A 19,813-nucleotide genomic window follows, 5' to 3' on the forward strand; every position below is an offset into this window, starting at 1 on the left:
GGCCATGACAACCGAAACCAGCGCATCGACAGCCCCGCCACGTTCCGTGATCCATCAACTGTTCTGGTTCGGTGTCTCGGGCGTGTTGGGCCTGCTGGTCGACATGGGGGTGCTGTGGTTGGCCGTGCCCCGGCTGGGCCTGTATGGCGGGCGGGTGCTGTCCTTTTTGTGCGCCGCCACCTCCACCTGGGCCTTCAACCGGCGCCAGACCTTTGCGCCGACTGGGCGCCGAGGCAAGACCCTGGTGGCTGAATACCTGGCTTACCTGGGCAGCATGAGTGTGGGCGGCGCGATCAACTACAGCGCCTATGTGGCCTTTGTTCGGCACTTTCCCGATCTGCCTGGCTTCTCCATGTGGGGTGTTGCCGTAGGAAGCCTGGCCGGGCTCGGATTCAACTTTGCCAGTGCCCGATTTCTGATTTTTCGGACGCGCCCCAGGCCGCTGAAATCCTGAAACTGCGGCATTGCAAGGCGCATGGAGCATCTCTCAAGGATTCAGCTTATTTTTCTCAACGGTGGTAACCCCAAGCCTGCCGTTGAACGCGTCAGACAGGCTTCTCGAGTTTGCCCCTAGGGCCTGTGGCAAGATCGCCTCTTTGTTAACAATTTGATACCCAGGGAGGAAAAGGGACGAGCAATCCCTGAACTGGGTGCAAGCCGCCACAACTGCCACCAATGGTCATGACTCAGCCACGCATTGCCGTCGTCGTCCCCTGCTACAACGAAGCCCTGTCGATCCAATTGGTGATCGACGAATTCAAAACCTGCCTGCCCGAAGCGGAACTGTTTGTCTTTGACAACAACTCCAGCGACGACACGGCTGGCATCGCTCGCCGGGCTGGCGCCACCGTGATCCCCGTCAAACTGCGTGGCAAGGGCAATGTGGTGCGACGCATGTTCGCCGACGTCGAGGCCGATGTCTATGTGATGGTCGATGGCGATGCCACCTATGACCTGCGCGATATCCGGGCCCACATCGACCAATTACTGGCGCAACGCCTGGACATGCTGGTGGGTTGCCGGCGTGATGATGGTTCCAACCCGCAGACCTACCGGCCCGGCCATCGTCTGGGCAACCTCATGCTGACGGGTTCGGTGGCCTGGATCTTTGGCGGAGGCTTCACCGACATGCTGTCAGGCTACCGTGTGTTCTCGCGCCGCTACGTGAAATCTTTCCCGGCCATGTCGCAAGGTTTCGAGACTGAAACCGAACTGACCGTGCACGCGCTCGAATTGCGCATGCCCTATGCCGAAGCCGACATCATCTATCGTGCCCGTCCAGAGGGTTCGACCAGCAAGCTGTCGACGCTGCGTGACGGTTGGCGCATTCTGGGCACCATCCTGAAACTGTTCATCAGCGAGCGTCCGTTGGCCTTCTTCGGGCTGCTGGCGTTGGTGCTGTCCTTGCTAGGTCTGGCGCTGGCCATTCCACTCTTGCTGACCTATGCCGAAACCGGATTGGTTCCACGGCTGCCGACCGGGGTGCTGACTACCGGCATCATGATGTGCGCAGGGCTGTCTCTGGTGTGCGGAGCCATTCTGCACAACGTCACTACAGGGCGACGCGAAGCCAAAAATTTGGCCTACCTGGCCATCCCAGCCCCTGCAGACCGCTGATGTGTGCATTTGACCGCGCAACAGCCGTGCGTGTTTGCACGGCAAGACCAGGCTCATGCCCTTCCATGAAACACAAACAATGTGCACGGAAATGAGCCGGTGGCATGACTGAACTCGCATTCCTCCAAAAATTCTATGGCTCGCTGCTCCTGTTGATCCTGGCTTTCTGGGGCCTTGGGCTGACGGCATTGAACCAGCTCAAAGCCTCGCGACAGGATGATCGCTGGCTGCACGGCGCTTTGGCCATCACCTTAGGCATGGGGCTGTTCATTTTGGCGCTGCAGGCCTTGGCGGTCGCCGGGCAACTGACACGTCCAGCCCTGTTTGTGTTGCTGATCGTGAGTTGGAGCTTGGCACTCTGGCAGTTCGTGCGCGCCTGGCGGCAGCAGCAGGCAGCCGGCAGGCCGGCTGCCGCAGTGACCTGGCATGCACACGAACTGTTCTGGCTATGGCTGGTTATCGTCGCCCTCGCCCCCACGCTCGTGGCGCCGCTGGCGCCACCACAGCAATGGGACGAGTTGATGTACCACCTCCCTCATGCCAGTCAATGGGCGGCCAGCGGCACGTTGACGGTCAATGAGTGGCTCCGCTTTCCCTGGTTCCCCTACAACTACGACTTGCTGTATGCCGCAGCCTTGTTGCTTAAGGGCGACGTGCTGGCGCACCTTTTGCACGCCTTGGCAGGTTGGCTGGTCGCCTTGATCACCTACCGCATGGGCGTAAGATATACCGGCCATGCCACAGCCAGCCTCGCGACTTCGGCCTGGCTGGTGCTCGGAGGACCTCTCTATGGGTCCGCCTACATTGACCTCGGGGTGGCCCTGTTTCTGGTGACCAGCGCAGTCGCGATGTGGCTTTGGCTGCAGAGCCGCAAGCACCTGGGCTGGCTGGTGGCAGCCGCTTTCGCTCTGGGCCTGGCCGCCGGCAGCAAATACCAAGCGCTGATCTACCTGCCGTTTTTCGGGGCCGTTCTGATATGCGTCGAACGTCGGCCGAAAGTCTGGGCTGCCGTGGTCACGGCCTTTTTGTTGCCCTGCGCGTATTGGTATGTTCGCAACGCGATTCTCACCGGCGACCCCTTCGACCCTCTGGGTGCCCGCATCTTTGGTTACCACGATTGGAACGAGTGGGATCTGACGGCCCAATTCAATGATCTCAAGGGCGTTGCCAACTGGCCGCCTAAATGCCTGTGGCCCGCACTGCTGGCACCACTGCTGCCCCGCTTCTACCGCGCACCTGTCTGGCGCAGCACCATGTTGTTGGTCGCTTACGCCAGCATCGTCTGGTTGCTCACCTCCCACTACGACCGTTACCTGCTACCCATGTTTCCCCTGCTCGCCCTGCTCAGCGCCCAGGTGGTGTTGGACGGGTGCGCCTGGATTCTGCGCCGACGCCCACAATGGGTTCTCGAACCACGTTGGGTGGCCCAACAGTTGGGGCTTATGCTGGTTCTTTGCGCAGTAGGGATCTTGGGTGTCTACGGCTGGAACACCAGCGAAAAGGCACTCCAAAGCGTGGCGTTCACCACGGAACAGCGCGAAGCCGTGCTCACCCAGTCGCTGCCAGCCTACCCACTGGTGCTGAAGCTCCACCAGCCCCCTGGCCGGCGCATTTATCAGTTCGCCCTAGAGAACCTCACCTATTACGCACCCAACCCGATCTGGGGCGAGATATTCGGCCCTTGGCGCAACCACGACCGGATGCTGCTGGGAGCGAAAGGGCTGGCGCTGCGTCTGAGAGCCGAAGGCTTTGACACACTGCTAATCCGCAACGATGTACTGGGCCTGTTTGAGCACGATGCAGACTTCGATCAGTATTTCAGATCCATTGCCAAAGCGCCGGGTGCCGAGGCCTTCGACATCCTGCCGCCATGAGCGCCTCGACGCCTTTCCTGCATCTGTTATCAACACTGACTGCACCTCAGGCCGGGACCGTGAACGGTGTTCTCACCGACATCGACGACACCCTCACCACCGAGGGCGCCATCACGCCTGAAGCCCTGCAGGCCCTGCATGATCTGAAGGCGGCCGGCTTGCGGGTGATCGCCATCACCGGGCGGCCGGTGGGCTGGAGCGAGCCCTTTGCGCCGGTCTGGCCGCTCGACGCCATCGTGGCTGAAAACGGGGCCGTGGCCTTGATCCCCGAAGCCGACGGCCGCCTGCGGCGCTGCTACCAGCAGGATGAGGCCCTGCGGCAACAGCAGTACCTGCGCATGCAGGCCGTGCTGCAGGACATTGAAGCCACCGTGCCCGGCGCCCGGCGGGCCACAGATTCGGCCGGGCGCGAAACCGACATCGCGATCGACCACAGCGAGTTCACCACCCTGCCGCCCCAGGCCATCGAGCAGGTGGTGGCCCGGATGCGCGCGGCGGGCATGAACGCCACCGTGAGCAGCATCCACATCAACGGCTGGTATGGCCCGCACAACAAGCTCGAAGGGGCGCGCTGGATTCTGCGCGAGCTGTGGGGTCGCAAGCTGGACGAGGAACTGGACCGCTGGGTGTATGTGGGTGATTCGACCAACGACCAGCTGATGTTCGAGCACTTCCCGTTCAGTGTGGGGGTGGCCAATGTGCGCCGCTTCGTGCCGCAATTGCAGCACCTGCCGCGCTACATCACCCCCAGCGAGCGCGGCGCCGGATTTGCCGAACTGGCCCAGGTGTTGTTGGCGGCGCGCTCAGTCTCGCCGGGCTGAGTCAGGCACCTCGATGGCGGCATCGCAGCCCACGCCCGCCGCAATCCAGCGCCGGGCCAGGCGGGCCAGCAGCGGTGCAGCCCAATGCAGAGGCGATGGCAGGTGGGCGGCCGGGGCACTGACCATGCCACAGCGGTAGACCGACCGCTCAGGCGCCCACTGCAGGGCCTGGCAGGCGCCCCGGCGGCGCCGCGACACCAGCACGCCCAGGGGGCAGGGCTCGGCCAGGCAGCACACGCCGCAGCCATTGCAGGGCTGGCCCCAGGCGGGCTTGGCCGGGGCCTCGGGGTGGATCTCGATGACGCGGTGTTCGGACATGGGAAGTGGGCCCCGCCATCATGCCAGCCCGGCCCGGCCCCGAGCGATCAGGCGGGCTTGTTCAGGCCCAACTTCTCGATCAGGACCTTCTCGCGGTTGAAGGTGTCCTGAGCAAACTTCTGGTACTGGGCGCTGTCCATGTAGTTGGGCAGCATGTCGTACCGGCCCAGGGCCTGCACATAGCTGGGCTCTTCCATGGCCTTCTTGAAGGCGTCGTGCAGGCGCTTGACCACCTCGGGCGGCGTGCCGCGCGGGGCCCCGAGGCCGAAGGGCGAGTTCTGCACCAGGTCCAGCCCCAGCTCTTTGAGCGTGGGGGCATCGGGGAACTTGGCCAGGCGTTGCTCGCCCCAGGTGTTGAGCACGCGCAGCTTGCCGCCTTCGACCTGAGGGGCAAAGCCGGTCGAATCGGCGGCGGCCATCACGTGCCCGCCCAGCACGGCCTGCATCAGGTCAGCGCTGCCCTTGTAGGGCACGTGGGTCAGCTGCAGGCCCAGCTTCTGCGCCACCTGCTCCATGGTCAGGTGCGGGCTGGTCAGGGTGCCGGTGGAGCCGAAGGTGAGCTTGCCCGGGTTGGTCTTGGCATAGGCCACGAAGTCGGCCCAGGTCTTGAATGGGCTGCTGCTGGGCACCACCAGGCCAAAGGCATAGCCGGTGACGTTGATCACGTAGCTGATGTCCTTCACCGGGTCCCAGTTGATCTTGGTGGTGTAGGGCATGCGGAACACGCCCAGGGGGATCTGCGCCACGGTGTAGCCGTCGGCCGCCGAGCTCTGCAGGGCCTGCGCCGGCAGGGTGCCGCCGGCGCCGGGCTTGTTCTCGACGATGACGGGCTGGCCCAGGATCTTGCTGGCGTTGTCGGCCAGTTGGCGCATGGTGATGTCGGTGGGGCCACCGGCCGGAAAGGCGACGATCAGCTTGACCGGTCGGGCCGGAAAGGCTTGGGCGCGGGCCGCCAGCGGGCCCAGGGCCAGGGTGCTGCCAGCCAGCTTCAGCAGGGATCTTCTTTGCATGGGGGGTGTCTCCAGTGAAATGGCGCCGTGCGCCGAATCGCAGGCTGCGCTTTTGCGCAGCCTTGTCCCATGACCGTAAACGATCAGACCTCTGCCGCCTGTCCCCCGCGCGCCAGCACCGGCGCCAAGGCCACCCCGGTGTGGGTGGCACGCTGCACCAGGCCTTCAGGGGTGGTGGCGGCGACGATGCGCCCCCCGCCCTGCCCGCCTTCGGGGCCCAGGTCGATGATCCAGTCGGCCTCGGCCATCACGTCCAGATCGTGCTCGATCACCACCACGCTGTGACCCCCGTTGACCAGGCGGTGCAGCACGTGGATCAGCTTTTCCACGTCGGCCATGTGCAGGCCCACGGTGGGCTCGTCCAGCACGTACAGGGTGTGCGGTGCCTTGTTGCCGCGCCGGGTCACGTCGTCGCGCACCTTGCTCAGCTCGGTCACCAGCTTGATGCGCTGCGCCTCCCCCCCAGACAGCGTGGGCGAAGGCTGGCCCAGCGTGAGGTAGCCCAGCCCCACGTCCTTGAGCAGCTGCAGCGGGTGGCTGATGTTGGGCATGGAGGCGAAGAAATCCACCGCCTCGTCCACCTCCATCTGCAGCACGTCGCCGATGCTCTTGCCGCGCCAGGTCACGGCCAGGGTTTCGGGGTTGAAGCGTGCGCCGTGGCAGGTCTCACAGGGCACCTTCACGTCGGGCAGAAAGCTCATCTCGATGGTGCGCACACCGGCCCCCTCGCAGGCCGGGCAGCGCCCTTCACCGGTGTTGAACGAGAAGCGCCCGGCGGCATAACCCCGGGCCTTGGCCTCCAGCGTCTCGGCGAACAGCTTGCGGATGGTGTCCCAGAAGCCGATGTAGGTGGCCGGGCAGCTGCGCGGGGTCTTGCCGATGGGGGTCTGGTCCACCTCCAGCACCCGGTCGATCACCTCGTAGCCTTGCACATCGGCACAGCCGACCAGTCCCACCCGGCGCCCCTCGGCCTGGGCCTGACGCCCGGCCTGGGTACTGCGCTGCTGCACCAGGGCCTGCACATTGGTGAGCAGCACATCGCGCGCCAGGGTCGACTTGCCCGAACCCGACACGCCAGTCACCGCCACCAGGCGCTTGAGCGGCACCTGCAGGGTGATGTTGGCCAGGTTGTGCAGGCGCGCCCCTTCCACGCTCAGCCATTGACCGCCTTCAGGCGCACTCAGCACCTCACGGCGCGGCGCCAGCGGGTGCCGGATGGCATGCAGCAGGTAGCGTCCGGTGACCGATTCGGCACAGGCGCCGATCTCGGCCGCCGTGCCCTGGGCCACCAGACGGCCGCCGCGTTTGCCCGCGCTGGGGCCGATGTCGATGATGTGGTCGGCGTGGCGGATGGTGTCCTCGTCGTGCTCGACCACCACCAGGGTGTTGCCCTTGTCGCTGAGGTTCTGCAGCGCCTTCAGCAGGATCTGGTTGTCACGCGGGTGCAGCCCGATGGTGGGCTCGTCCAGCACATAGCACACGCCCTGCAGGTTGCTGCCCAGCTGGGCGGCCAGGCGGATGCGCTGGGCCTCGCCACCGCTCAGGGTGGGGGCGCCACGGTCCAGGGTGAGGTAGCCCAGGCCCACCTCGTCGAGAAAGTCGAGGCGGCTGCCGATCTCGGGGATCAGATCGCGGGCGATGTCGCGCTCACGCGCGCTCATTTCGTCGGGCAGGGCCAGCGAGGCCACCCAGTCGCGCACCTGCAGCACCGAGCGCCGTGCGATGTCGGTGATGCCCACCTGGGCAAAGCGCACGGCACGTGCCACCTTGTTGAGCCGGGTGCCTTCGCAGCTCGGACAGGCCTCGTCGCTGAGGTCTTCTACCTCGGGCTCGGCAAAGGTCTGCTCGCGGCCCTTGTTGTCGTCGTCGCGCACCGAATCGTCGAGCGCCTTGCGCTGCTCCTTGCTCAGGCGCACGCCGGTGCCCACGCAATCGGGGCACCAGCCGTGCTTGCTGTTGTACGAGAACAGGCGCGGGTCGAGTTCAGCGTAGCTGGTGCTGCACACGGGGCAGGCGCGCTTGGTGCTGTACTGGGTCAGGCGGCCGATGGCCGAAGTGTCACGCCCCTCGGCCATGGCCTCTTTCAGGCCGGCCAGGTCGCTCAGCACATGGACCACGCCCTTGCCATGCTCCAGCGCGGTGGCCAGGGCCTGGCGCAGCTCGGCCTCGTTGTCGGGCCGCACCATCAGGCTCCACACCGGCAGTTCGATGGTGTGTTCCTTGAAGCGGTCGATGCGCGGGAAGCCCGTGGTGGGCAGGAACTGTCCATCCACCCGCAGGTGGGTGTAGCCGCGCGGGCGGGCCCAGTCGGCCAGCTCGGTGTAGACCCCCTTGCGGTTGACCACCAGCGGCGCCAGCAGGCCGATGTGCTGGCCGCGGAACTGGCGCAGCAGCTGCGAGGCGATGCTGTCAGGCGTCTGCGGCTGCACGGCGGCGCCGTCGTGCACGCAGTGCTGCACGCCCAGCTTCACATAGAGCAGGCGCAAAAAGTGCCACAGCTCGGTGGTGGTGCCCACGGTGGACTTGCGCCCGCCGCGCGACAGGCGCTGCTCGATCGCCACCGTGGGCGGGATGCCATACACCGCGTCGACCTCGGGCCGGCCGGCCGGCTGCACGATGCTGCGCGCATAGGCGTTGAGGCTTTCAAGGTAGCGGCGCTGCCCTTCGTTGAACAGGATGTCGAAGGCCAGGGTCGATTTGCCCGAGCCGCTGACCCCCGTGACCACGCTGAACTTGCCGCGCGGGATGTCGACCGACAGGCCCTTCAGGTTGTGCTCGCGGGCGTTCACGATCTGGATCGCGTCGGCCCCGTGGGCCGGCACCTGCCGGCGCGGGCGCACCAGGGCCTGCAGCGGCGTGCCCTCTTCCACCGCATGGGCGCCCAGGCCCATGGCACGGTCGTACTCGCGCAGTGCCTGGCCGGTGTGCGAAGAGGCGTGGGCCCGCACGTCTTCAGGCGTGCCCACGGCCACCACCAGGCCGCCGCCATCGCCCCCTTCAGGGCCCAGGTCGATCAGCCAGTCGCTGGCCCGGATCACGTCCAGGTTGTGCTCGATCACCAGCAGCGAATGCCCGGCCTCCAGCAGTTTGCGCAGGGCGCGCATGAGCTTGGCGATGTCGTCGAAATGCAGGCCGGTGGTGGGCTCGTCGAAGAGGAACAGCGTGCCCTTGCGCGCCACCGGCTGGCGGCTGGAACTGCCGGCCTTGGCGGCCTCGGCCAGAAAACCGGCCAGCTTCAGGCGCTGCGCCTCGCCGCCCGACAGGGTGGGCACGGGCTGGCCCAGCTTCACGTACTCCAGGCCCACATCCACAATGGGTTGCAGGGCGCGCAGCACCTCGCGGTCACCGGCAAACAGGCTCGCCGCCTCGCTGACGGTCAGGTCCAGCACATCGGCCACGCTCAGGTGGCGGCCCCCGCGCTCGATCTTGACCTCCAGGATCTCGGGGCGGTAGCGCTGGCCATCGCAATCCTGGCAACGCAGGTACACGTCCGACAGGAACTGCATCTCGACGTGTTCGAAGCCCGAACCACCGCAGGTGGGGCAACGGCCATCGCCGCTGTTGAAGCTGAACTTGCTGGCGGTGTAGCTGCGCTGGCGCGCCAGGGGGGCGGTGGCAAAGATCTCGCGCAGCGTGTCCCAGGCGCCCACATAGCTGACGGGGTTGGAGCGCGCCGTCTTGCCGATGGGCGACTGGTCGACAAACACCACATCGCCCAGGTGGTCGGCACCCAGCAGGCGGTCGTGCAGGCCCGGGGTTTCGGTGGCGCGGCCGAAATGGCGCAGCAGCGCGGGCGCCAGCACGTCCTGGATCAGCGAGGACTTGCCCGAACCCGACACGCCGGTCACACAGACCAGGCGCTGCAGCGGGATCTCGACCGACACGTTCTGCAGGTTGTGCTCGCGCGCGCCTTCCAGGATGAGGCGCGGCGTGTTGTCGCTGACCAGGCGCTTGAAGCCCATGCCCACCTGCTTGCGCGCGCCCAGGTACTGGCCGGTCAGGGTATCGGCACGGCGCAGCTCGTCGGTGGTTCCGTCAAACACGATCTGGCCGCCGCGCTCGCCCGGGCCCGGGCCCATGTCGATCATGCGATCGGCCGCCAGCATCACGGCCGGGTCGTGCTCGACCACCACCAGGGTGTTGCCGGCATCGCGCAGCCGGTGCATGGCCTCGGTGATGCGGTTCATGTCGCGCGGGTGCAGGCCGATGCTGGGCTCATCAAGCACGAACAGCGTGTTCACCAGGGAGGTGCCCAGCGCCGTGGTCAGGTTGATGCGCTGCACCTCGCCGCCCGACAGGGTGCGGCTTTGCCGGTCCAGCGTGAGGTAGCCGATGCCCACGTCGCACAGGTATTTGAGGCGGGTGGTGATCTCTTCGTACAGCAGCTTGAGGGCCTGGGCCTCACCGTCCGAGCCATGGCCCGGCAGGTGCAGGGCATCGAAGAAGCGGCGCAGCCGCTCCAGCGGCAGCAGCATCAGGTCGTGCAGGCACAGGCCGGGCAGGGCCTCGAGCTGCTCACGCGACCAGGCCACGCCGGCCGGCATGAAGCGTTTGGCAGGCGCCAGCACGGCATCGGCGGCTTCGCGGCTGCCAATGCGCCACAGCAGGCTTTCGGTCTTCAGGCGGGCGCCAGCGCAGGTCTCACAGGGCGTGTAGCTGCGGTACTTGGACAGCAGCACCCGGATGTGCATCTTGTAGCTCTTGGTCTCCAGGTACTCGAAGAAGCGTTTGACGCCATACCAGTGCTGGTTCCACTTGCCGTTCCAGTTGGGCGAGCCCTGGATCACCCACTTCTGCTGCTCGGGGGTGAGCTTGTACCAGGGCGTGTCGCGCGGGATGCCGGCCGCCTCGGCGTGGCGCATCAGGTCGTCCTGGCACTCGGCCCAGGCCGGGGTCTGCATCGTCTTGATGGCGCCGGCCCGCAGCGTGAGCTTGTCGTTCGGGATCACCAGGCCGTAATCCACCCCGATCACACGCCCGAAACCCCGGCACACCTCGCAGGCGCCCACGGCCGAGTTGAAGGAGAAAGCAGACGGGATCGGCTCGCTGTAGCGCTGATCGCTGTCGGGGCAGTGCAGGCCGGTGGAGAAACGCCACAACTCGGGCTCGGCATCATCGCCCGCCAGGGCATAGACGTTCAGGCGCCCACTGCCGCGCTTGAGCGCGGTCTCGATGGCCTCGACCACCCGCACCTTCTCGGCGTTGCCCACACGCAGGCGGTCGGCCACCACGTCCAGCACCTTGCGCGGGCCGGTGGGTGTGGCCACCTCACGCTCGGCCTGCACGCGGGTGAAGCCGCTGGCCGCCAGCCACTGGCCCACCTCGTCGGCCGTGGCGCTGGCGGGCAGCTCGACCGGGAAGGTCAGGATCAGGCGCGGCTCCACGCCGTCCACGCTGGCGGCCTGGGCCCGCGCCAGCAGCTGGGCGTAGATGGTCTCGGGCGAATCGTGGCGCACGGGTTGCGCGGTCTGGCGATCGAACAGTGCGCCGGCACGGGCGAACAAGAGCTTGAGGTGGTCGTTCAGCTCGGTCATCGTGCCCACGGTGGAGCGCGAACTGCGCACCGGGTTGGTCTGGTCGATGGCAATCGCCGGCGGCACCCCCTCTACCCGGTCCACGGCGGGCTTGTCCATGCGGTCCAGGAACTGGCGCGCATAGGCCGAGAAGGTCTCGACATAACGGCGCTGTCCCTCGGCGTACAGGGTGTCGAACACCAGGCTCGACTTGCCCGAACCACTGGGCCCCGTGACCACGGTCAGCTCACCCGTGCGGATGTCCAGATCAAGGTTCTTGAGGTTGTGCTGGCGGGCACCGCGGATTTTGATGATTCCCTGGGTCATGGTCGGCTGGTTCCTGTGGAGGCCAAACATTCTAGGCAGCCCACCGCGAAGCCAGCATGACGCCAGCCAAAGCCCTTCAAAGTCGGTGCGCCCTGGCCGGGCGCACCGACAACAGCTCAATCAGCGCTGTAGATATCCACCTGCCGGGTCTCGGGCACAAACACCAGGCCGATGGCCAGGGTGGCCGCGGCGATCACCACCGGGTACCACAGCCCGTGGAACATGTTGCCGTTCTGCGCCACCATGGCAAAGCTGATGGTGGGCAGCAGACCGCCGAACCAGCCGTTGCCCACGTGGTAGGGCAGGCTCATCGAGGTGTAGCGGATGCGGGTCGGAAACAGCTCGACCAGCATGGCCGCAATGGGTGCGTAGACCATGGTCACGTAGATCACCAGCAGGGTCAGGATGAGCACGATGGTCACGTGGTCCACCTTGGCGGGGTCGGCCTGGGTCGGGTAGCCCGCCGCCTTCAGGGCCTCGCCCACCTGCTTCTTGAAGGCGGCGATGGCGCGAAAGCTCTCGTCGTCGAACTTGTGGTTGACCACCCGCCCCACCGGGGCTGGGATGTCCTGCTCGCCGATGCGCACCCGGGCCGGGCCGCCGGCCGCCGACACCTGGTTGGAGTAGCTCACCGCGTTCTGGGCCAGAAAGCGCTTGGCGATGTCGCAGGAGCGGTAGAAGTCGATCTCGCGCGCCACCGGGTTGCCCTGGAAGGAGCAATCCCCCGCGGCGGCGATCACCACGATCTGGTTGCGCGCCTGGGCCGCCGCCAAATCGGGGTTGGCGGCCTGGGTCAGCGCCTTGAAGAGGGGAAAGTAACTCACGGTGGCCAACAGCAGGCCGGCCAGGATGATGGGCTTGCGCCCGATGCGGTCGGACAGCGTGCCGAACACGATGAAGAAGGGCGTGCCCAGCAGCAGGGCCACGGCGGTCAGGATGTTGGCGGTCGAGCCGTCCACCCGCAGCACATTGGTCAGGAAGAAAGGCGCATAGAACTGCCCCGTGTACCAGACCACGGCCTGCCCGGCCACCAGGCCGAACAGGGCCAGCAGCACCACGCGCAGGTTCTTCCAGCGGCCGAAGGATTCGGTCAGCGGCGCCTTGGAAGTCTTTCCCTCGGCCTTCATCTGCTTGAAGGCGGGCGACTCGTTCATCGACAGGCGGATGAACACCGACACCCCCAGCAGCAGGATGGAGACCAGAAAGGGAATGCGCCAGCCCCACTCGGCAAAGGCGGCCTCCCCCACCAGGCTGCGCACGCCCAGGATGACCACCAGCGACAGGAACAGACCCAGCGTGGCGGTGGTCTGGATCCAGGCCGTGTAGGCGCCGCGCCGCCCGGGCGGCGAATGCTCGGCCACATAGGTGGCCGCCCCGCCATACTCACCGCCCAGAGCCAGGCCCTGCAACATGCGCAAGGCCACCAGGATCACCGGCGCCGCCAGCCCGACGGTGGCATACGAGGGCAGGATGCCCACGATGAAGGTGGACATGCCCATGATCAGGATGGTGACCAGGAAGGTGTACTTGCGCCCGATCATGTCGCCCAGCCGCCCGAACACCAGGGCCCCGAACGGCCGCACGATGAAGCCGGCCGCAAAGGCCAGCAGGGCGAAGATGAAGGCCGAACTCGGGTCCAGCCCCGAGAAGAACTGCTGCGCGATGATGCCGGCCAGCGATCCGTACAGGTAGAAGTCGTACCACTCGAAGACCGTTCCGAGTGAGGACGCGACGATGACACGGCGCTCCTCGGGCGTCATGGGGCGTGCAGAGGCTGCCATGGTTTGTCTCCAATCGTGGGGTGCAGCGTGCCCTGCTTGGGCACTTGCAGCCACTATCAGAAGCTTCTCTGACCGAACCCTGACAAACAGGCTCAGGACATGCCCTGATGCAAGGGTAAACACGGGTCAGGGGTTTACCCGATCCCCATGCCGCCTGTCGCCGGCTGAACGGTCGATCTCATACCGTTCAGCGCGCCAGAACACCGCTGGAACCCGCATGGCGCTTGGGTTTGCGGATTTTCAGGCTTCGCCCGACGGGCCTGCCTTATCGCTGGCTTACGTAAGCAGTTGGTCAGGGAGGCTACCCAGAATTGTTTCGTGGCCGGTGGCTTTCGGGCCACGTCCTGCATCCATTCCACCAACTGGAGAGAGACATGAGCGACCCCGTTGTCGACAAGATAAAAACCCACCCGAAGTACCTGGAACTGCGCCGCAAGCGCAATGGCCTGGGCGTCCTGCTGACCATCCTGATGCTGGTCGTCTACTACGGCTACATCGGCCTGATCGCCTTTGACAAGGCCTTCCTGGCCCAGCCCATCGGCGCCGGCGTGACCACGCTGGGTATTCCGATCGGCATGGGCGTGATCATTTTCACCATCGTCATCACGGGCATCTACGTGAAGCGCGCCAACGGTGAGTTCGATCAACTGACCAAGGACATCCTGAAGGACGCCACAAAATGAAAAAGCAACTCCAATTCGCGCTGGCGGCCGCGCTGGCACTGGCGGCCACGGGCTCGGCCCTGGCCGCAGGCGGTGACGTGGGTGAGGCGGCCAAACAGGCCACCAACTGGACCGCCATCATCATGTTCGGCGCCTTTGTGGCGGGCACGCTCTGGATCACCAAGTGGGCGGCAGCCAAGACCAAGTCGGCCTCTGACTTCTACACCGCGGGTGGCGGCATCACCGGCTTCCAGAACGGCCTGGCGATTGCGGGCGACTACATGTCGGCCGCTTCGTTCCTGGGCATTTCGGCAGCCGTGATGGCCACCGGCTATGACGGTCTGATCTACTCCATCGGCTTTCTGGTGGGCTGGCCCATCATCACCTTCCTGATGGCCGAGCGCCTGCGCAACCTGGGCAAGTTCACCTTTGCCGACGTGGCCGGGTACCGCTTCCAGCAGACCCCGATCCGCGCCTTCGCGGCCTCGGGCACCCTGGTGGTGGTGGCCTTCTACCTGATCGCCCAGATGGTGGGTGCCGGCCAACTGATCAAGCTGCTGTTCGGCCTGGACTACTGGCTGGCCGTGGTGATCGTGGGCGCGCTGATGATGGTCTACGTGCTGTTCGGCGGCATGACCGCCACCACCTGGGTGCAGATCATCAAGGCCTGCATGCTGCTGGCCGGTGTGAGCTTCATGGCCTTCATGGTGCTGGCCAAGTTCGGCTTCAGCCCGGAAGCCCTGTTTGCCGAAGGCGTGAAGGTGAAGACCGCGATCGCAGCCAACGCAGGCAAGTCGCCTGACGAGGCGGCCAAGATCGGTCTGTCGTTGATGGGCCCCGGCGGCTTCATCAAGGACCCGATCTCGGCCATCTCCTTCGGCATGGCGCTGATGTTCGGTACCGCCGGCCTGCCCCACATCCTGATGCGCTTCTTCACCGTGCCCGATGCCAAGGAAGCCCGCAAGTCGGTGCTGTGGGCCACCACCTGGATCGGCTACTTCTACGTGCTGATCTTCATCATCGGCTTCGGCGCCACCACCCTGGTGCTGACCAACCCTGAAATGGCCGACGTGGCCAAGGGCGTGATCAAGGGCGGCGCCGGTACCGCCAACATGGCCGCTGTGCTGGTGGCCAAGTCGGTCGGCGGCGACGTGTTCTACGGCTTCATCTCGGCCGTGGCCTTCGCCACCATCCTGGCCGTGGTGGCCGGTCTGACGCTGTCGGGTGCCTCGGCCGTGTCGCACGACCTGTACGCCACCGTGTTCAAGAACGGCAAGGCCGACAGCGCCTCCGAGCTGAAGGTGTCGCGCGCCACCACCGTGGCCCTGGGCATCGTCGCCGTGGTGCTGGGCATCGCCTTCGAGAAGCAGAACATCGCCTTCATGGTGTCGCTGGCCTTCGCGATTGCCGCCTCGGCCAACTTCCCGGTGCTGTTCCTGTCGGTGCTCTGGAAGGACTGCACCACCAAGGGTGCCGTGATCGGCGGCTTCCTGGGCCTGATCTCCTCGGTGGGCCTGACCATCGTGTCGCCCTCGGTGTGGGAAGCCACGCTGGGCTACCCCAAGGGCTCGGCCTGGTTCCCGTACTCGTCGCCGGCCCTGTTCTCGATGGCCATCGGCTTCTTCGGTGTGTGGCTGTTCTCGGTGCTGGACCGCAGCGCCCAGGCCACCAAGGAACGTGCTGCCTTCGCTTCGCAGCAGGTGCGCTCGGAAACCGGCCTGGGTGCCTCCGGCGCCTCGGGTCACTGAGCCGGAATCGGGTCGCCCTGACGCGACCCGTCTCCCACCCCTGAAAAAACCGGGCCTAGGCCCGGTTTTTCTTTTTGTGCGCTGCGGGCGTTAGCCGCTCTTCAGCGCCCGCAGCTTGATGAAGGCCAGGCCCGCCATCACCGCGTCATTGATGGCGTCGTGGGCATCGCGCAGCGGCAGCTGCAGATCGGCCATCAGGGTGGCAAAGCGCAGGTCGATGTCGGCGTTGTCGTGCTGCTGGTAGGGCGGCAGCTGGCGGAACTTGTGGTCGTAGTAGAGCGCCGACACCTCGATCTTGGGCTGCGGCAAAGGCTGGCCCAGCAGGGGCCGTACCACGCGGTTGAGCATGGCCACATCGAACTCCAGAAAGTAGCCCACCAGCGGGCGCGGCCCGATGAAGTGCAGCAGCCGGCGCACGGCCTCGTCGGCGGGCAGGCCTTCGGCCACGTCGCGCTCGCGCAGGCGGTGGATGCGCACGCTCTCGGCCGAGACGCCGCGCTCGGGGCGCACCAGCAGTTCCAGCCGCTCGCTGGTCATGAGGCGGTCGCCCACGATGCGCACGGCGCCGATGGACACGATCTCGTCGCTGCGCACATTGAGGCCGGTGGTCTCGCAGTCGAGAGACACCCATTCATCGGGCGGCGGCTCGTCGAACAGAAAGGCAAACGAGGGGTCGGCCAGGCGGCGCAAGGCCCAGTCACGGCGCAGGCGTTGCAACCAGCGGTTGGCCACAGAGGGCAATGGCAGGGTGCTCATGACAGGGCGTCCAGGCGGAAACGGTGGCGCAGCTGCACCTTGAAGCGCTTGACCACACTGAGCGAATCCTTGAGCAGGTCGCGGTCCAGAGCGCTGAGCTGCGCAAAGTCGACCGCGCCGGTGACCGGCCGTTTCAGGTCGATCTCGGCCAGGCCGGCCTTGAGCTTGAGGCCCATGAACACCTGCAGGCTGTCGGTCAGTTCGGCGGCCGTGTCGGCACTCAGGGCGCCGACAGCCACCAGGGCGGCGATGCGGCCGCTGGTGCTGGTCTCGGCGATGCGGTGGGCCAGCGCCAGACTGCGCACCCCGTGCACCAGCGGAAAAATGCCTTCTTTCTTGAGGTTGAGCTGGCGCCCATCCTCACCCAGCGAGAACAGGCGGTGCAGCCAGCCGCTGGCGGATTCGCCGAAGGCGTCCAGCGCCGAGGCAAAGCGGCTCAGCATGGCCTCGTTGTCCAGCGACAGGGCCTGCACCTGCTCCTGCACCCGGGTCAAAAGCTGGGCATCGCCACACACCGCGTGGGCGTCCATGAAGATGGCCAGCTTCATGAGCTTGTCGGCATCGGGCACCAGCAGCCAGTCGCGGGCGCGCTGGCTGAATTCGCTGACGCTGCCACGCCAATCGGGGTTGCTCAGCATGATGTGGCCCGGGCATTCGGGGTAACCGAATCGGCTCAGGGCCGCCGAGAAACGCTCGCACAGGGCCTGCAGGTCGGCCGGCGGCACATAGCCGTCGCGCAGCACCAGGGCGTTGTCCTGATCGGTCTTGAGCAACTGCTCGCCGCGGCCCTCGCTGCCCATCACGAACAGGCAGCTGTTGGCCACCAGGTCGGGCGGCGCCAGCATGTCCCAGGCACGTTCGAACAGGCGCAGGTTGAGCTGCTGCACCAGGCGCGCAATCAGCCCCACCCGGGTGCCGCCGCGCGACAACAGGCCGATCATGCGGTTGATCTGGGCGGCCGCCTGCTCCAGGCCGGCCAGATCGCGGGCCTGCTCGATCTGCACCGTGATGAGGTGCGAGTGGTTGCCCAGGAAGCTGAACAGGTCCAGGGCCTCCAGGATGCCGCGCACCTCGCCGCCTTCGGCCACCACCACACGGTGCACCCGGCTGCGCAGCATCAAGGCCATGGCGTCGCCCAGCAGATCGCCCGGGCGCACGGTGACCAGCTGGTAGCTGGCCAGCTCCCCCACGGCCAACTGGTCGAGCGGGCGGCCGTCGAGCACGGCGCGCTGCAAGGCGGTGGCGGTGAAGATGCCCAGCCGGGGCGGGTCGCTGCGGCTGTCGCGCACCAGCACGTTGGAGGTCTTTTCGGTCTGGAAGCGGCGCACCACCGTGACGATGTCGGTGTCGGCCTCCACCGTGGGAGCCGGGCGCACAAAGGCCTCGTCGACCCGCGCCATGGTGAGCGAGTGCAGTTCGTGGCTGCCCTGGCGCTGGGCCAGGGTGCTGAGCTTGTTGCTGAGGTCAGAGAACAGCAGGGCCCCAAAGGTGGCGTTCGAGGCGATCAGCTCGTTGACGGCCTGGTGCGCCAGCTGGTAGGCCACCACCTCTTCAGAGGCCACGAAACGGTGGCTGACGCGGCCAGCCACCAGGCCCCGGCCATCAAAGCAGTCGTCGGGGCCATAACTGCCGATGACCTCCTCGCCATCGAGCTGGGTCACATAGCCCTTGATGATGACGAACAGGTGGGTGGGCGCCGAGCCCACCTCGAGGATGGGGGTGCCGGCGCGAAAGTAGGCCACATCGACACTGTTGCGGACCAGACGCTGCTCGTCGGGGTTCAGGCAGTCGAATGGCGAGGCCGAGAAATTGAAGGCGTTGGGCATCGCTTGTCTCCGATCAGGGGCCGCGGCGCCGAGGCGGGCTGCGGTGTTGTCGAGAGATTGTCGCGCCGCCCAGGGCGCCGCGACTTGACCCAGGTTCAGCTTTGGAGGTCCTGCTTGAGTCCGTTCGTCACCTGGGGCACCGTGTCCCAGTGCTCATCCAGCCAGGGATCACCGGCCAGGCAGGCCCTGAGCAAAGGCAAGGCGTCCAGCCCCCAGAACACGCGGCCGTCGACCACCCAGGTCGGAACGCCAAAGGCCCCGGCGGCCAGCGCCTCTTGCGTGTTCTGGCGCAACCGGGCCCGCACTGCTTCGGAACCTGGTTCGTGGCGCAAAGTCAGGCGCTGCTGCAAGGCCTGCAGGCGTTCGGGGTCCAGCGCATCCTGGCCGCCGTGCCAGACATGGCGCATCACCTCGCGCGCCACATGGCGGCTGATGCAGCCGTCCACGCTGGTGGCCAGGGCCAGGCCCAGCAAGGGCACGGGCGAGAAGGGGTGCTGCGCCGGCATCTGCAGGCCCACGCCCAGGCTGTGCCCCAACCAGGCCACGTGGCGGTAGGTCCAGTCTCGCTTGGGCGCGATGCCTGCCGGCCCACCGTGGCCGTATTGCTTGACCAGGGCCCCCAGCAGCACGGGCTTGTAGCTCACGTGGTAGCTCAGGCCCTGCAGGGCCTGGGGCAGTTGCTCCAGCGCCAGCCAGGCATAGGGCGACACGAAGTCGAGGTAGAAGTCGATGTGTTTCATGCTGTGCTGAGGCCAAGAGGTAGGGGCTCAGGCCTGGGGCTCGCGCACCAGGCCGCTGCGCAGCAGGACCTGGCGCCAGACGCTGCGCTTGTAGCCGTCGGAGGCGCCGCTCCAGGCGCGCAGCTCGTCCAGCGTGCGGTAGCAGCCCTGGCACAGGCTGCGGTCGGCCGTCATGCGGCACACCGAGACACAGGGCGAGGGCACGTTGTCCTCGGCCGCCATGGCGGCCTCGGCCTTGGCGGCCAGCAGCTCGAGCGTGGAACTCATGGCGCCGGGGCCTGGGCCACATCGGCCACCGGGGCGCCACCCGTCAGCGATTCGAGATCCTGTGGGCGCAGACGGAACACGCCATTGGGGTGCCCGGCCGCGGCCCAGACCTCTTCGAAGCGGAACAGATCGCGGTCGATCAGGGTCACGGGGGGGTTGAGGTGGCCCACGGGCGACACGCCGCCGATGGCAAAGCCGGTGCTGGCGCGCACGAAATCGGCGTCGGCCCGGCCGGTCTTGCCCACCAGGGCGTCGACCTTTTTCTCGTCCACCCGGCGGTCGCCCGAGGCGATCACCAGCACGGCGAGGTTGTCGCTCTTGCGCTTGAAGATGATGCTCTTGGCGATCTGGCCCACGGCCACGCCCAGGGTGTCGGCGGCCTCTTGCGCCGTGCGGCAGGATTCGCCCAGCATTTGCGGGGCATGGGGATGGCCCTTGGCCTGCAGCGCAGCGGCCACGCGCTGCACGCCATCAGGCAGGGGTTTCAATTCGGCACCACACATGGTTCTGGCTTCCTCAGGGTTCATCACGGCCAGCATTGTGCCGCTGTCGC

General features: G+C 66.5%; 15 protein-coding genes. 6 read left to right on the top strand and 9 right to left on the bottom strand.

What is annotated here, in order from left to right:
• The first annotated feature begins 4 nt into the window (after positions 1 to 4).
• The 4 genes from L880_RS0128485 to L880_RS0128500 all read left to right on the top strand — a co-directional run bounded on the left by L880_RS0128485 (position 5) and on the right by L880_RS0128500 (position 4,312).
• Positions 5 to 454 (top strand): GtrA family protein, encoded by a 450-nt coding sequence (locus L880_RS0128485; RefSeq protein ID WP_084461711.1) that lies wholly within the window; start codon positions 5 to 7, stop codon positions 452 to 454.
• A 221-nt stretch (positions 455 to 675) separates the two neighbouring features.
• On the top strand, positions 676 to 1,617 hold the full coding sequence (locus tag L880_RS0128490; protein WP_027478490.1) for a glycosyltransferase family 2 protein: 942 nt from the start codon (positions 676 to 678) through the stop codon (positions 1,615 to 1,617).
• A gap of 104 nt (positions 1,618 to 1,721) precedes the next feature.
• Positions 1,722 to 3,491: a hypothetical protein gene (locus L880_RS0128495; protein ID WP_027478491.1), complete on the top strand. Its 1,770-nt coding sequence runs from the start codon at positions 1,722 to 1,724 to the stop codon at positions 3,489 to 3,491.
• The gene (locus L880_RS0128500; protein ID WP_245615404.1) at positions 3,488 to 4,312 is read left to right on the top strand and encodes an HAD-IIB family hydrolase; all 825 of its coding nucleotides are present in this window, start codon (positions 3,488 to 3,490) and stop codon (positions 4,310 to 4,312) included. The genes L880_RS0128495 and L880_RS0128500 overlap by 4 nt, the downstream gene beginning before the upstream one ends.
• On the opposite strand, the gene L880_RS0128505 is transcribed toward L880_RS0128500, so the two are convergent.
• The 4 genes from L880_RS0128505 to L880_RS0128520 form a co-directional block, all read right to left on the bottom strand.
• Positions 4,295 to 4,630 (bottom strand): hypothetical protein, encoded by a 336-nt coding sequence (locus tag L880_RS0128505; protein ID WP_027478493.1) that lies wholly within the window; start codon positions 4,628 to 4,630, stop codon positions 4,295 to 4,297. The two genes, L880_RS0128500 and L880_RS0128505, sit on opposite strands and share 18 nt — an antisense overlap.
• Before the next feature lie 47 nt (positions 4,631 to 4,677).
• On the bottom strand, positions 4,678 to 5,640 hold the full coding sequence (locus tag L880_RS0128510; protein ID WP_027478494.1) for a Bug family tripartite tricarboxylate transporter substrate binding protein: 963 nt from the start codon (positions 5,638 to 5,640) through the stop codon (positions 4,678 to 4,680).
• A gap of 83 nt (positions 5,641 to 5,723) precedes the next feature.
• On the bottom strand, positions 5,724 to 11,480 hold the full coding sequence (uvrA, locus tag L880_RS0128515) for an excinuclease ABC subunit UvrA (RefSeq protein WP_027478495.1): 5,757 nt from the start codon (positions 11,478 to 11,480) through the stop codon (positions 5,724 to 5,726).
• Between the two features lie 116 nt (positions 11,481 to 11,596).
• The gene (locus L880_RS0128520; RefSeq protein ID WP_027478496.1) at positions 11,597 to 13,261 is read right to left on the bottom strand and encodes an MFS transporter; all 1,665 of its coding nucleotides are present in this window, start codon (positions 13,259 to 13,261) and stop codon (positions 11,597 to 11,599) included.
• A 374-nt stretch (positions 13,262 to 13,635) separates the two neighbouring features.
• Here L880_RS0128520 and L880_RS0128525 point away from each other — a divergent pair, with 374 nt between their 5' ends.
• Both L880_RS0128525 and L880_RS0128530 read left to right on the top strand, forming a co-directional pair.
• Positions 13,636 to 13,944, top strand: coding sequence for a DUF485 domain-containing protein (locus tag L880_RS0128525; RefSeq protein WP_027478497.1), 309 nt, complete (start codon positions 13,636 to 13,638; stop codon positions 13,942 to 13,944).
• Positions 13,941 to 15,671, top strand: coding sequence for a cation acetate symporter (locus tag L880_RS0128530; protein WP_027478498.1), 1,731 nt, complete (start codon positions 13,941 to 13,943; stop codon positions 15,669 to 15,671). Before L880_RS0128525 ends, L880_RS0128530 begins: the two co-directional genes overlap by 4 nt.
• 90 nt (positions 15,672 to 15,761) lie before the next feature.
• Here the strand turns inward: L880_RS0128530 and L880_RS0128535 are convergent, their stop codons facing one another.
• From L880_RS0128535 to L880_RS0128555, 5 genes are all read right to left on the bottom strand, one after another.
• Positions 15,762 to 16,427: a 3'-5' exonuclease gene (locus tag L880_RS0128535; RefSeq protein ID WP_027478499.1), complete on the bottom strand. Its 666-nt coding sequence runs from the start codon at positions 16,425 to 16,427 to the stop codon at positions 15,762 to 15,764.
• Complete coding sequence (locus tag L880_RS0128540; RefSeq protein WP_027478500.1) at positions 16,424 to 18,253, bottom strand: DUF294 nucleotidyltransferase-like domain-containing protein; 1,830 nt, start codon at positions 18,251 to 18,253, stop codon at positions 16,424 to 16,426. Before L880_RS0128540 ends, L880_RS0128535 begins: the two co-directional genes overlap by 4 nt.
• Before the next feature lie 95 nt (positions 18,254 to 18,348).
• The gene (locus L880_RS0128545) at positions 18,349 to 18,993 is read right to left on the bottom strand and encodes a 2-hydroxychromene-2-carboxylate isomerase (protein WP_027478501.1); all 645 of its coding nucleotides are present in this window, start codon (positions 18,991 to 18,993) and stop codon (positions 18,349 to 18,351) included.
• Between the two features lie 27 nt (positions 18,994 to 19,020).
• Positions 19,021 to 19,260 (bottom strand): DUF1289 domain-containing protein, encoded by a 240-nt coding sequence (locus L880_RS0128550; RefSeq protein WP_019576419.1) that lies wholly within the window; start codon positions 19,258 to 19,260, stop codon positions 19,021 to 19,023.
• Entirely contained in the window at positions 19,257 to 19,763 is a 507-nt protein-coding gene (locus L880_RS0128555) for a YbaK/EbsC family protein (RefSeq protein WP_027478502.1), read from the bottom strand. The genes L880_RS0128550 and L880_RS0128555 overlap by 4 nt, the downstream gene beginning before the upstream one ends.
• Between the last annotated feature and the right edge of the window lie 50 nt (positions 19,764 to 19,813).

This window comes from Curvibacter gracilis ATCC BAA-807, from assembly GCF_000518645.1.
Classification (GTDB): Bacteria; Pseudomonadota; Gammaproteobacteria; order Burkholderiales; family Burkholderiaceae_C; genus Curvibacter; species Curvibacter gracilis.